This window comes from Prosthecobacter gellanilyticus, from assembly GCF_007992435.1.
GTDB lineage: Bacteria > Verrucomicrobiota > Verrucomicrobiia > Verrucomicrobiales > Verrucomicrobiaceae > Prosthecobacter > Prosthecobacter gellanilyticus.
On the sequence record NZ_BKAG01000006.1, the window covers coordinates 96,917 to 111,678 of the forward strand.

Consider the following 14,762-nt stretch of genomic DNA (forward strand, 5'->3'; position numbering starts at 1 on the left):
AATGGCTGATCCCGCCCCATCTCCTCTCCAGTCTCCGTCCCAGCTTGAAGCCGGGGCTTATGAGGTCATCCGCCAGCGTCTCGCAAAGCATGGTGCGGAGCTTCAGCGGCGTCTGGATCTCCTGAACAATGACCGCAAGGCCGAGTTCGGCGGCATCGAGACCGCGCTGCTCACCACGACGCGGCTGACCACGGACAACAACTGCGTGCCGCGTGACATGGCCGCCATCGGGCCGAAACGCTTTTTGTTCGGCTACAATGTTCATCTGGGTCTGCGCACCACGATGAAGATCGAGGATGTCTTCGCGGTGTATGACTACCATGCGGAGGATCACAGCTTCCACGTCAACAAGGACAACCTGCTCGGTGACCCGCAGTTCGCGGAGGATTTTGGTTATCTCTACAGCTACTACAAGCACGCGACCTTCCTGAAGTTTCACCGCATCGGCCCGCATCTCTACATGGGCTTTCAGGTGGGACAGCGCGCCACCGAGGTGAAAACCTTCAAGTGGCTGGTCAATGATGAGGCGGGAACAATAAAATATCTCGGCAACCGCAGCGATCACGAGTTCGTCTTCCCCACGCCGCAGGAGTTTGCGTGGAAGAAGGCCACGCGTGACATGTATCGCCACGGGGCGCATCCGCACATCAGCATCGAGGACCGTGTGTTTGTGGAGACCGTGGGCGGTGACCTCACAGTCAAGGTGGAGAACAACACGGACACTGGCCGCGGCATCTACAGCGAGCCGGTCGAGAACAAGGACCAGACGCTGGATGATGCCGAGGTGCACTACGCCATCGTGGGCAATCTCATCCTGATGAAGGTGCTGCCTTATCAGGAGAAGCAGTGGCGCCATCTCGTCTTCAATGAGCGCACGCGTGAGGCGCATCGCATTGATAGCATCGCCGAAAGCTGCGTGCTGCTGCCGGATGATCACGGCATTCTCTTTCCGCATGGTTACGTGCTGCAAACCGGCGAGGTGCGCCGCTTCGACACGGGCCTGCCGCCCATGCGTTTTGAGAAGCGCATCGCTGCTGCGAATGGCGAGGACACGCTTTACGTCTTCAGCCATCTGGAGAGCGGCACCTACCTGCTGCTCAGTTACAATCTCATCACGCAGAGCATCGCCACGCCGCAGCCCTGCCATGGTTACAGCCTCTTTCCCACGGGCGAGCTCATTGTCTTTGATTCTGATCCGGAGCCGCGCAAGCACCACGTGGTGCAGGTCTGGCGCACGCCCTTCCTCACGGCGGATGTCAGCGAGGCGAAGGCCGCGCAGACCTTCCTCAGCAAGATCGGCAACGCGGAAATCGTCCGCGCCATGGCCGAGGTCAACGGTGTGCTCACCCTGCTCGCGAAGGATGATTCCTTCTCCGGTCTGTATGTCGAGCTCGTGCGGGCCACGGGCGATGTGGCGGATAGTTACTTTTGGGTAGGCCAGACCGAGGCGCATGATCTCAAAAGCACGCTGCTGGAGATCAAAGGCACGGCTGAAGCCGCTCTGGCCGAGTTTGAAAAAGTGCGCCGCATGCGCAAAACAGCGGCGGAGCAGACCAACGCCCTTCAGGAGAAGGTGCAGAAGGCTCTCGGTGCTGCGGCGAACACGGACCCGAGTGACATCCTCGGCTTCGTGCAGCTTCTCACGACGCTGCGTGAGCTTCGTGGTCAGGCCATCTCTTTACGCGATGTTCGTTATACCGATGCTGCCGCCATCGACCAGATGGACAAGTCCCTGGCGGAAGGCACGGACAAGCTCAGCGGCAAGTGCGTGGCCTTCCTGCTCAAGCCAGAAGCGCTGGACCCGTATCGCAAGCAGATCACCGAGCAGCAGGCCCGCGTGCCGAATCTCGCGAAAGTGACTGAAGCTCAAGAGGTCGAGGAAGCGCTCGCGAAATCCAGCAATGAGCTGGAGATGCTTACGGCCATCGTCAGCGGCCTGAAGATCCAGGATGCCACGGAGACCACGCGCATCATTGAAGGGATCTCCACGCTCTTTGCTCAGCTCAACCAGGTGCGCAGTGTGCTGCGCAACCGGCGCAATGATCTGGCGAAGTCTGAAGGTGCCGCGCAGTTCCAGGCGCAGCTCAGCCTGCTCAGCCAGAGCGTGCTGAACTACCTGGAGGTGGCCACCACGCCGGAGAAGTGTGATGAGTCTCTCACGCGAGTGCTGGTGCAGATCGAGGAGATGGAGACACGCTTCTCCGACTTCGATGACTATGCCGCCGAGCTGATCAAGAAGCGCGAGGAGGTGCAGACCGCCTTTGAGTCGCGCCGCCAGAGCCTGACGGATGCGCTGAACCGCCGCTGCAACAGCCTCGGCCAGTCCGCCGAGCGCATCCTCAGCAGCATCCGCAATCGCCTAACCACTTTTGCCAAACCCGAGGAGGTTCACGCCTGGCTCGCCGCGGATGCCATGGTGGCGAAGCTGCGCGATCTCATCGACGAACTGCGCAAGCTGGGTGACAGCGTGCGCGCGGACGAGCTGACCACACGCCTCAAGACCGTCCAGCAGGACTCGCTGAAGCAGATTCGTGACAAGGCGGAGATCTTTGTGGGAGGTGGTGACCTCATCAAATTCGGCCAGCACCAGTTCAGCGTGAACAAGCAGCCGCTGGAGCTGGCCATCCTGCCGCGCGATGGCAGCCTGGCCTTCCATCTCACCGGCACGCGCTTCTTTGAAAAGGTGGTCAATGCCGAGCTGGAGACCCAGCGCAGCGTTTGGGATCAGGCTGTGGTTTCGGAGAACGCGGAGGTGTATCGTGCGGAGTATCTCGCGTGGCAGATGCACAAGGCTGGCGCGAGTGATGACGTGGCCGCTTTCATGTCCCAGCGCTACCATGAAGGTTACACCAAAGGTGTGCATGATCATGATGCAGCCCTTATCCTCAAGCCTCTCCGCGAGATGGGAGGTGCCCTCGGCCTCCTCCGCCACTCTCCCGCCGCCCGCGGCTACGCCCGTCTCTTCTGGCACGCCTGGATCGAGGACACCGACAAAAAATCCCTCACCGCCCGCATGCAGTCGAAAGGCAAGATGCGCGAGCTCCTTGGCCTAACCAAATCCGAAGTCGATCCAGCCCTCGTTCGCCGCATCGACCAAAGCATGCGCGCCAGCGTCCTGGACTGCGCCAGCCCTCTGGCGCTCTCCGAAGGCCAAACGGCTCCCGCAGCCACAACAGCACTCACGCAGTCCTCCGTCTCTCAAATCGCCGCCTGCCTTGTCGACGAGCTCCAATCTAAGCATCCTTTCTCGCGCTCCGCGGCGGCCATTGATCTTCTGCGCACCTTCCGCAAGGAACTCACCGCGAAGCGTGCGACGAAGGATTTTGAAGACACGCTTGAAGCCCTTTCTTCAGAGCCCTGGCTGGCCTTTGAGATCACTCTTGAATGGCTTAGCGCTCTCAATCCGGGTGCTGATAGCGGCGTGCTCATCGAGACTGCGGCCATGGTGGTCGTCAAAGACACACCGCCTGCTGCCACGCCCACGGAGCCTGCTTCACGCGTGACACTCAGCGGTCTCACGGGCACGCATGGGCGCATCAGCGAGGCGAACCTCGAGCTCGACTACTATGAGTTCACCACGCGCTTGCAGCGGTATGAAGCGGAGGTCGTGCCTGCGTTTGAGGCCTTCCAGCAGCTCAAGCACAGCCTCAGTGAAAGTCGTCGCAAGGACCTGCGCCTGGATCAGTTCAAGGCCGGTGTGCTCAGCTCCTTCGTGCGCAATCGTCTCATCGATAAAGTCTACTTGCCGCTCATCGGCGCGAACCTGGCGAAGCAGCTCGGCACGGCGGGCAAGGACACTCGCACGGACCGCATGGGACTTCTCTTGCTCATCTCGCCACCGGGTTACGGCAAGACCACGCTCATGGAGTATGTGGCGAGCCGCCTCGGCATCACGTTGGTGAAGATCAACGGACCTGCGCTCGGTCATCAGGTGACCTCGCTGGATCCTTCCGAAGCGAAGAATGCCAGTGCGCGCGAGGAGATCGAGAAGCTCAACCTCGCGTTCGAGATGGGTGACAACGTGATGATCTATCTGGATGACATCCAGCACACGAACCCCGAGTTCCTGCAGAAGTTCATCCCGCTCTGCGACGGCACGCGCAAGATCGAGGGTGTGTTCCAAGGCGAGGCCAAGACCTATGATCTGCGCGGTCGCAAGGTCGCCGTGGTCATGGCGGGCAACCCTTACACGGAAGTCGGTGGCAAGTTCCAGGTGCCGGACATGCTCGCGAATCGAGCGGACACCTATAATCTGGGCGACATCCTTGGCGGGCATCAAGACGCCTTCAAGGACAGCTACATCGAGAACGGCCTAACGAGTAATTCGACCTTGTCACGCATCGCCGCGCGCAGTCATGCGGATGCGCTCGCCGTTTTGAAGATCGCCCAGACGAAGAGCCGCGAAGGTGTGGAGTTCGAAGGCAGCTTCAGCGCGGAGGAGATCAATGATGCCGTCGCGGTGATGGAGAAGCTCCTGCATGTGCGCGAGATCATTTTGCGCGTGAACCAGGAGTATGTGCGCAGCGCCGCCACGGAGGATGCCTACCGCACCGAGCCGCCCTTCAAGCTCCAGGGCAGCTACCGCAACATGAACAAGATCACGGAGAAGATCGTGCCGCTCATGACGGATGCCGAGGTGGCGCAGCTCATCGCGGATCACTATCGTGGCGAAGCCCAGACGCTCAGCGCCGCTGCCGAGGCGAACCTTTTGAAATGGCGCGAGATCAATGGCCTGGCCACGGATGCGGACAAGGCGCGCTGGCTTGAAATCAAGAGCACGTTCAAGCGCAACCTGCTCACGGGGGGCGCGGGTGAGAATGATCCGATCAACCGCATCACCGGCCACATGAGCGCCTTTACCGCGGGCTTGGAGAAGATCGAGCAGGCGGTGTCGCAGCCGACGCTGTCTGATCTCACGATCGAGAAGCTCCGCACGATCATCGAAGGTCTTCGCGCCGTGCCGGTGAATGTCGAGATCAAGGTGCAGCCGGTGGAGAAGGAAGTCGCCGGAGAGCCGCCGATTGATGTCACGAGCGAGGTGGAGCAGCCGACGTTGGGGAGGAAGAGGAAGAAGGGGGAGTGATCCAGCGCGTGCGAAGGCGCGGCGGCGTCCGTACCTTTTTCCTGCTTTACTCACCATTTGATTTTTAATGAGAAGGTCTTTGGATTGGAGAACCACGGAGTGGTTCACCGTGAATAGCCAGGGGTGACCGAAGGGAACCCCTGGTAGGATCACGATGATGCATTACCAAATTTCAATCCCGGAGGGATTGCCCAATGCGCGGAAGAGCTTCATTCACGGCAGATAGTCGGGCTGCCATTCCAGGCCCACTGTGCGGACCATCCTCTGTAGTTCCTGCACATAGCTTTCCCTGGCATGATGTTGTTCTTGTCCCTTGATGTAGTCAATCAAGACTGGTCTGGCATCCGCCGACAGGGTGAAGGCTCCGTAACCTTCCTGCCAGTAGTCGAATGCAGAAAAAACATGCTGTCCTTTGATCCAAGCTGACGACGCGGTCTTGATCTCTTTGACCAGATTGGCAAGCGCGATGGTGGGATGTAGGGAAGTCAGAAGATGCAGGTGGTCCTCGACACCACCGATGCGATAAACGTGGCAGTTACGCTCCTCAGCGACACCCCAGATCAATTTGAAGAGCTCATCACGGCGAGGTTTGTCCAGGGCAGGAATACGGTTCTTGGTCCCAAAGACGATGTGGTAAGTGATGTCTGTGTAGGTTGGCATGGTGAGGGGAAAAATGGAGATGCGGTGAGGATTGGGCAACTCCTACGGAGTTGATTCATAGAAGTGTTTTCAACGCGACTAACCAGGGGTTCCGCTCGCTTACGCTCGCTGCACCCCTGGCTATTCATGGTGAACCACTCCGTGGTTCAAGGCAGAATTCTTCGCTCTCCAGCGGTGCAAACTTATGGGTAAAGCTCAGCTCTCTGCCACAGCACTCCGGGACGCTCCGCGACTGCCGTGCTAGTTCGTCAACTCCTCAATCATCACGACTTCTTAATCATCCTTTTCTCGACGGCAGGCCCTTCACCTTGGTAGCTTCGCTGTTCATGAAAAGGCATCGTCCCCCAACAAAGGCCGTGATTCACCGTCTGGCATGAGAGTCCTTTTTACAAAGCCTTGACGGACCATCGAACACAATCACGCCACTGCTTTCCAACGTCTCGCTCGCGTCAGCCCAACCCTCCCCCCTAACCAACCATGCGTGTCTCGCACTCCTTCAGCGTCGTCTTGGTTCTCCTGGCCCTCTCAGGCCTTATCCGCGGGCAGCAGCCCTCTGCACCATCGGCTCCTGCATCGGCCCAGCCTCCGGCGGCTCTGACACCGCCGCCACCGACACCGCCTGTGGTCACGCCTCCACCGGCTGCGACTCGGCCCAATGTTCCAGTGCCACGGTCTCCGGCACTGCCGTCCCAGGCACGTCTGCCGACAGCGGCGGGGCCGATCAACCCAGGGGCTGCCGCGCCTGCTGACACCCGCACGCCGACAATTGAGCGTGAGCGCACGGTGTATGTGCCTTTTGAGGACCTCGAGAAGGTCTTCAAGGATGGTGGCAAGGGTGTGTTCCTGCCTTACCGCGAGTTCCTCGATCTCTGGAACGAGCTGACTTTGAAGCGTGAGAAGGATGACAAGCCACCGCCCGCAGATGCGGTGCTGGCACGCGCTGAATACACGGGACGCGTGGAGGGTGAGAGCCTGATCCTGGATGCGAAGATCACGGTCGAGTCCTTTAAAAAGGGCTGGGTGCTGCTGCCGCTGGTGACCACCAATGCGCCAGCGATTGGTGAAGCTGAAACAGGCAAGGCGGTGCTGCGCATGAAAGAAGGCGGCGCGGATGTGCTGCTGCCGGAGAAGGGAAGCTATGAGCTGAATCTGAAGATCTATGCGCCGATCAAGCGCAGCGATGGCAGGCAGCGCGTCTCGCTGAATCTGCCACGCGCGGCGGTGTCGCGTCTCAGCATCGCGGTGCCGGGAGAGGGGCTGGAGTTCACGCTGAATCCTGCGGCGGCCTACACCACGCAGGTGGCAGAAGGGAAGACGCAGTTCTCCTGCTTCTTCGGCAGCGGCGGAGCCCAGGAGATCGCGTGGGGCGCGGCGCAGGCGGTGACGCAGATGCAGCCGCTGGTGCTGGCGAGCACGAAGATGACCACGCGCATCGGCGTGGCCTCCGTGAGCACGCAGGCAGATATTGCCTATCGAATTCTGCGTTCACCGGTGGCGGAGCTGCAGATCAAGCTGCCTGTCACGCAGGAAGTGCTGGGTGTCACGGGAGCTGGCATCAAGGAATGGAAGATCAACTCGGCTCCGGCAGCGGCGAATCTGGAGCAGGCGCAGAAGACGCTGGTCATCACCTTGGAAAAGCCGGTGCGGGATGACTTCAGCCTCAAGCTGCAGCTTGAAAAACCTGTGGCTGCCTTGCCTGCAGAGGTGCGGGTGCCGGAGATCGAGATCGTGGGCGCGGCGCAGGCCAGCGGCGAGGTTACACTGAGCAGCGAGAGCCAGATTGATTTCACGCCGAAGACTCTCACGGCGGTGGCACGCAGCCAGACGGCAGGCAGCGGCAATGTCTTCCGTGTGCTGCGCCAGCCTTATGTCTTCACGCTGGACGTGACCGAGGCGCGCCCGCAGGTGGAGATCACCTCGGGCCTCAGCGTCGAGGTGCTGCGTGACTCCACGAAGCTCGAAGCTGCGCTGAAGGTGGAGGCGCGGCGTGTGGGGCTCTTCGACCTGAAGATCACGCTGCCAGCGGGTCTCGTGATCACGGACGTCAGAGGCGACGACATCGCTGAATGGAAGGCTGATACCACGGCCACACCGCCGGTGCTGAACATCAAGCTCAAGCAGCAGAAGCTCGGCGGCTTCAGTCTTGTCATCACAGGCCGCCAGACGCGCGATCTCCTGGCGGATGTGACACTGCCGGTGCTGCAGCCGCAGGATGTGACGCGGCATGAGGCCACGATGGAAGTGGGCGTGCATTCCAGCCTGGAGGCGAACACGAAGGCGCTGGGGGATTTCCAGCAGGAGGATGTGGCTTCGCAGTCCTCGTCGCAACTGCTGCCGCGCTTGGGAGGCGGGCTGGAGACCTCGCTGGCTTTCCGTTACCGCGATGCGGCGAAGCCTGCGGTGCTGTCTTTGAAGAGCCGCAGCAGCCAGACGAATGTGGAGGTGCTCACCCTGGTGGAAGTGCGCGAGCAGTCCACCCGGCACACCTGGACACTGGCTTTTGACATCGCGTATGCGGCGGCGGACCGCTTCATCCTGGCGGTGCCGAAGGCGGTGGCCGCGGACATCCGCCTGGTGGATCCGCTGGTGAAGGAGGTAAACAAAGCCTACGCGCCTGCGACACCGCCGACGCTTCCCGACCTAACGAATTACGCTCTGTGGGAGGTCATCCTGCGCGGCGAGAAGCTGGGCAGTTTCACACTTAGCCTGAGCCTGGAGAAGCCCGCGCCGATCGAGCAGGGGAAGACCGGCAAGGTGGACCTGTTGCAGGTGCATGTGCCCGGTGCCTTCCAGGAAACCGGCCAGGTGGCTGTGGTGAAGGCTGACAGCCTGGAGATCCGCAAGTCCGATGCGGAGACGCTGGAGGAGATCGACACACGCGAGCTGCGCGCAGAGCTGCAGCGGCCGGGTGTCTTCCTGGCCTACAAATACCGCAGCCTGCCGGTGAAGCTCAGTGTGGAGCTGGCGCGCAACAGCTTCCTGGCGGTGCCGCAGGCGGTCGTGACTCATGCGGACCTCATCACCGCTGTGGCCACGGATCGTGCGCAGACCACGGAGGCGCTGTATTGGGTGCGGAACAATGATTTGCAGTTCCTGGTCGTGCGTCTTCCGAAGGGGGCGCGCATTGTGAGTGATGTGTTTGTGAACCGCGAGTCCCAGCAGCCGATGCGCCGCGAGAGTTCGGATGATCTTTTGGTTAGGCTTCCCGGTGGCGCGACCACGCGCGAGTCCATCCCGGTGCGCTTTGTCTATGAGATGCCCAGCCCTGCGGCGGGCGAGAAACTGGGCTGGTGGGGTCATGTCACCGTCGGGCCGCCGACGCTCGCCGAGGTGGGTGTGCTGGAGACGCGGCACCGAGTGTATCTGCCTGAGGCCTGGCACTACACCAGTGTCACCGGGCCGCTCACACGCATCGCCACGGAGCGCGGCTGGGGCGCGGTGCGGCGTGTGATTGATCCGCTCATTCCTGCCTTTGGTCCGAATCTGGTGGCGCTGGAGCGCAGCAGCTGGGGCGAGCCTCCGGCGGTGGCTGGTGACCTGCGCACGCTCTATGGTCTGCAGGTGCCGCAGCAGGGACATCTGGAGACGCTGCGCCGTCTCGGTCCTCCAGCGGAGATCGGGCTCGGTTTCCGTGGCAAGAAGGTGTCTTATTTCTACAATTGCCTCTTCTTCATGGTCGCATTGTTGGTTGGGCTGTGGCTCTCGTCCGCACCTGCGCGGGTCAAGCTGCTCTACATCGCGCTCGGTGGCATCGGTGCCATGCTGCTGACGGGGCTGGTCGGGCCTGCGAACATCCCGATCGCCACGTCCATCATGCTCGCGGTCGCTCTGGTGGCAGCGTTCTGGTTCTGCCGTGCGGCGCTGGCGGTCTTTGCAGGGATCTTCAAGGCGAAGCCACAGCCGCAGCCGCGACCTGTGGCGGCTGCGACGCCTCCGCCTGTGCCTGCACCGACTCCGCCAGTTGCTTCGCCACTGGCTGCGCCTGCACCATCACCGGAACCGCCACCGGCTTCCTCGTCATCATCCACATCCACCACTTCCTCCACCCCTGACCAGCCGCAGCCATGAGCCTCCGCATGACTTTGGATTCGCGTGATCCGAATGCCAGGCGGCCTCGCGGATCACCCCCATGGCGCGGTCTGCCCGTCGTGGTCTTGTTGCTCTCTTTGTTAGGTGTTTTTGCCCAGGCTGCGGAGCCGACGGTGAAGGAGCCGACCCGGAAAGAGCTGTGGGTGCCTTCCGAGCATCTGGAAAAGGTGCTGAAAGAGCATCCGAACGCCGTGCTGCTCTCACCCGAGCAGTATGAGGCGCTGATCCGTGATGCAGGAAGGGTGAAGCCGCTGAAGGATCCGAAGGACAAGCCGCCGGTGGATCTCATGGTGGAAAACCTGGTGCTGCGCGGCACGCTGAATCCTGAGGCGGGCTCCATCCGGCTCAGCGGCACGCTCACCTTTTATTCCGCCAGTGAGGAATGGGTGGCTCTGGATGTGCCCTGGCATCTGCCGCTTGTCTCGGCGCATGCAGAGGGTGGCACCCTGCTGGTTTCGTTGAGCAAGGACAGCGGGATCCTCCTGAGCGGACCTGCCGGGCTGCAGACGGAGCGGACCCTGAAAGTGCATGCGAAGGGAGTCGGGCGGCATCGTCTGACCTTTGAGAGCGACGTGCCGGTTCATCGCAGTCATCAGTCGGGCGCGAGCTCGCTTTTTATCTGCGGATTCAGGATGCACGGCTACCTCGACCTCGTGGCACCTGCGGAGTTTCGTCTGCTGGACGGCACGCCCTACACACGCCTGCCAGACGGGACGCTGCGGCTCGTGATCGGTCAATCTGCGATCTACCAGGTTCCTGTGCGTGACTCCAAAGGCCCTCGCACTTTGAGCATCCCGCTGCTGCTAGTGGCGAACTGGAACAGGGGTGACGCGGGAGAGAGGCCGGATGCGCCCCGGTTCAACCCCATGAAGAAGCTGGAGGCCACGATCAGCGAATCTGAGGTGCTGGCCACGCTGCACCTCCACGCCTCGCGTTTCACGCGCACGACGGGCCGCCATGAGTTTCAGTTCAAGCTGAGCCCCGGCGCGCAGGTGACATCCGCCACGAGCTCTGAAGATGTGCAGTGGCATCAGCTGAATGACACGCTGCATCTGTCTCTTCCGGGAAACACGAACTCCGCCCCGCTGGCCATTGGTCTCCGGCTTCCGCGAGATCCGGCTGCGACAGAGGTCACCCTGCCGCATGTGATCCTGCCTTCCGCAGTGGATGTGCCGGTGGTGCTCACGCTGTCTGAAGGGGTGGAGCTGCTATCATCAACACGTGAATTCACCGCGCCGCTGGATGCGCTGCCGAAGCTCACGGTGCGCGCTGCGAAGCCGCGTCTGGAGGTGGATGCGGATCTGGTGGCGAAACTGGAGAAGGACAGTGTCTCTCTCATGCGCACGCTGAACCTGCGCACGGACCGGCCGGTGCATGAGCTGCGCCTGACGCTGCCTGCGGGAGAGGAGTTTGTGCGCATTGAGAGCGATGCGAAGAGCTTTGAGTGGAAGCGGGTGACGAATCATCTGGAGCTGCGCTTTCCGCTGGGGGTGAAGGCCGCGGAGCCGCAGAAGGTCACACTGAGCACGCGCCAGAAACTGCTGAAGGCATGGACGGGGCCGCGCCAGCCTGAGCTGGTGAAGATCCAGCCGATCACCATCCCTGAAGCGGTGAAGGTGGCAGGCTACAATGCGCTGGCTTTTGATGATGCGTGGCGCGTCGCTTTGAAGGGCGCCGCGGGTCTGGAAGATCGTGATGTGCAGCTCTCCCCGGTGAAAGGGCGCATGGCCTGGTTCAGTCTGCGTGACTGGGAGCTGAGCTTCGAGGTGGAGCGCGCGGAGCCTGTCTACTCTGCGGAGATCACGGCCTATGCGCTGCCGCGTGCGCGCACGGTGGAGATCGAGGGGCAGGTGCGGCTGGACATCAGCGCGGCACCGCTGCGCAGCTTCCAGCTGAAACTGCCGCCAGCCGCCGCGAAGTTGCTGCGCATGACATCGCCGCTCATTGGCGAACAGAAGCTGGAGGATGCCACGGGTGTCTGGAGCTACACGCTGCGGCAAGAGAGCACGGGCACGCACGCGCTGCGCTTCCGCCTGAGCCTGCCCGCGGAGGTCACGGCCACTGCCGAACAAACTTTAAAAGCACTGCTGCCAGTGTTTGAGATGCCCGCCGCGCGCCGCTTTGCCGGGACGTGGGTCATCGAGGCAAACACGGACACGCAGGTGAGCTTTGAGACGCAGTCCCTGCAACCGCTGGATGTGCTGCGCGCGCCTCCGGTGAGCGGTTATCAGCCACGGCATCGCCTGATCGCGGCTTACACCTATGGCACGGGGGCGAACACGCTGTCCCTCACGGCGAAGCGGCACGCGCATTCGGATCTTGCCACACTCGTGGTTAGGAAACTGCTGCTCACCACCGTGCTCAGCGCGGATGGCACGCGGCGGCATGAGGCCATCTTCCTCGTGAAGCACACGGGAGAGCAGTTCATGCCGGTGAAGCTGCCCGCGAAGGCGAGGCTGCTCTCGCTCGAGGTCGAGCACCTCGGCGCGAAGCCTGTGAACGGCGCGGATGGCATGATCGCCATCTCACTGCCCGCAGGCAGCCAGTCCGCGCTGATCTCCCTGATCTATGAGGAGGAGGGCGAGCCCTGGACCTCCGCAGGTGAAGAAAAAATCCAGCCGCCGGAGTTTCTCGCGGGTCTCCCGGTGCTGGAGACGGAGTGGCATGTGCACGCGCCGAACGGCCGTCATTATGAGCTGGGAGGTCATTTCATGGATCTGGTGGAGTCCGCGCATGTGCCGGGGCTGATCAAGCGCCTGAACCAGTGGACCTCCGGCTCCTCACTCCGCAGTGGCCCAACCGAAAGTGTGATCGAAAGGGCGAGGCGGGAGGTTTTGGGGGATGTGGAGGCCTGGAAGGCGGAGCAGGCGAAGGTGGAGGTGACAGTGTTCCGGCTTTCGCGCCTGGTCGTTCCGCAAGTCCAGTTCTCCGGCGCCTCGCTGCGAGAGGCGGTGGAGTTTCTGAACATCGAGTTCAACCAGCTGGAGCGCGCGTTGGACCCAGGAACACCACGTTTGTCTTTCGTTCTGACCAACACCGCTGCCGCCAATCCGGCGCAGATCACCCTGGATCTGCAGGATGTGCCCATGATGGAGGCGCTGCGCTATATCACGGAACTCGGAGGCGTGACGTTCCGCCTCACCGAGAGTGGAGTGGTGATCGAACCTCATCATGCACGGACTGAGCAGATGTCCGGAAGGATCTTCAAGGTGACCAGTGCGCTGGTGGAGAAGCTGGAGGAGGACCCCTTCGCTTCCGCAGCGCAAAAACTCCCCGCAGGCACGAGCGAGTGGTGGCTGGACGTCTTGAGGAAGACGGGCGTTGCTTTTCCAGATCAGGCCAGGGTGGTGGCAGATCCAGATCATGGTGAGATCATCGTCCGCAACACCGAAGACGCTCTCAGCCTGGTGGAGCATTTTCTCTCCTCCCTGATGGATCCAGTGACAAGCGCCATGCTTTATTCTGTGGAGGATCCCCGCCTTCTTTCCATGAACAACGAGGCGTGGGAGACCGGGGCCAGGGCGCCATCCGTCCAGGCTCTCATGTCCAACAAACTGAACAGCATTGTGATTCCGCAGGTTCAGTTCAGCAATGCCACGATCGAGGAGGCACTGGAGTTTTTACGGGTGAAGAACCGTGACCTGGATACCTTGGAAACCGATCCATCGAGAAAGGGTGTGTCGTTTATCTTGAAGGGAGGAGACGAACCTTCCCAGGCGCGCATTTCCCTGGATCTCAAAGATGTGCCGCTGGGAGAAGCGCTGCGCTATGTGACGGAGCTGGCGGGCATGAAATACAAGGTGGAGCCTTATGCGGTCGTTGTGGTTCCGCTCTCTGAGACAACCACGGAGCAGTTCACTCGCACCTACAAGGTGCCGCCAGATTGGAACTATCGTGGTTTCGGTCGGGCGATAGGCATTTCCGAAATAGGCTTATCGCGGGCACCTGCTGATCCGTTTGCGGCAGGTGGAGCCACGGCTACCGCGAACTCGGGTCTGATTCGCCGCGCCACGGCCATCGACAATGTCAAGGAGCAGGGCATCCCGTTCCCCGCTGGGGCTTCTGCTGCCTATAATGCAGCGACAGGAGAGCTGATCGTGAAGAACACGGGGCCAAATCTGGATCTCATCGAGAGCCTTGTGGATTCGATTCCGTATGTGGCCGGGAACGCGGGCCTGGGTGCCAGCACGAAGACGGGTCTCATCTCCCTGGACCTGGATCTGCCGACGGCGGGACAGGTGCTGAAATTCTCCGGGCATCAGGCGCCGGAGGTGCTGACGCTGCGGCATGTGAGCTGGGAGCGCCAGCTTGGTTTTGCCATGCTGGCGATGATCGCGGGCCTGGGAGCCTGCCTGCTCTGGGCGCGAAAGCGACCCTGGCGCACCAGCTTCCTCGTCGTGGCTTTGTTCACGCTCGGCGGTCCGGTGGTGCTGGGTGGTCCTGCACTGGCGCTGGCGAATGCTTTTCTTTTTGGCTGGCTGATGGCGCTGGTGCTGCGCGGTGCGTGGTGGCTGGTGAAGGATGTGTCTGCGGTGCGTGGTGAGCTGAATGGAAAGGAGGCGGTCGTATGAAAACTCTTTTGTTAGACTTGAGCCGGTTTGTCCTTCTTCTAGCCCCGCGGGCTTGCGCATCAAAGTGGAACAGGTTTGCAACCTGTTTCCAGTTAGGCCACGAGAGGCCTTGGTGGCGCCTACAACCAGACAGGTTAAAAACCTGTCCCACTTTGCTCCGCGATGAGCACGATGCGATGATTGTGGACCAGGGTGGCCTCGCCAAGGCTCGCCAACCCTTCGCTATGATGCGGAAGGCCGTTGACCTTCGGGGGAGGGAAAGGCAGATGCAGGATGGTCATTCATGCCGAACCTCTACGAGGTTCGGCAGGGCCGTGTGGATGCTTTTGGCTGCTATGATGCTGTCATGCTCCGCGTTT

General features: G+C 61.4%; 4 protein-coding genes. 3 read left to right on the forward strand and 1 reads right to left on the reverse strand.

What is annotated here, in order from left to right; translation table 11 throughout:
• The first annotated feature begins 1 nt into the window (after position 1).
• Positions 2 to 5,083 carry a DNA repair ATPase gene (locus BGE01nite_RS06030; protein ID WP_146849460.1) on the forward strand — a complete coding sequence of 1,694 codons (5,082 nt, stop codon included), beginning with the start codon at positions 2 to 4 and terminating at the stop codon, positions 5,081 to 5,083.
• Between the two features lie 213 nt (positions 5,084 to 5,296).
• Here the strand turns inward: BGE01nite_RS06030 and tnpA are convergent, their stop codons facing one another.
• Positions 5,297 to 5,743 carry an IS200/IS605 family transposase gene (gene tnpA / locus BGE01nite_RS06035; protein ID WP_146849463.1) on the reverse strand — a complete coding sequence of 149 codons (447 nt, stop codon included), beginning with the start codon at positions 5,741 to 5,743 and terminating at the stop codon, positions 5,297 to 5,299.
• 477 nt (positions 5,744 to 6,220) lie between these two features.
• Here tnpA and BGE01nite_RS06040 point away from each other — a divergent pair, with 477 nt between their 5' ends.
• Both BGE01nite_RS06040 and BGE01nite_RS06045 read left to right on the forward strand, forming a co-directional pair.
• Positions 6,221 to 9,811: a hypothetical protein gene (locus BGE01nite_RS06040; RefSeq protein ID WP_146849466.1), complete on the forward strand. Its 3,591-nt coding sequence runs from the start codon at positions 6,221 to 6,223 to the stop codon at positions 9,809 to 9,811.
• On the forward strand, positions 9,808 to 14,403 hold the full coding sequence (locus BGE01nite_RS06045; RefSeq protein ID WP_146849468.1) for a hypothetical protein: 4,596 nt from the start codon (positions 9,808 to 9,810) through the stop codon (positions 14,401 to 14,403). The genes BGE01nite_RS06040 and BGE01nite_RS06045 overlap by 4 nt, the downstream gene beginning before the upstream one ends.
• Positions 14,404 to 14,762 lie beyond the last annotated feature (359 nt).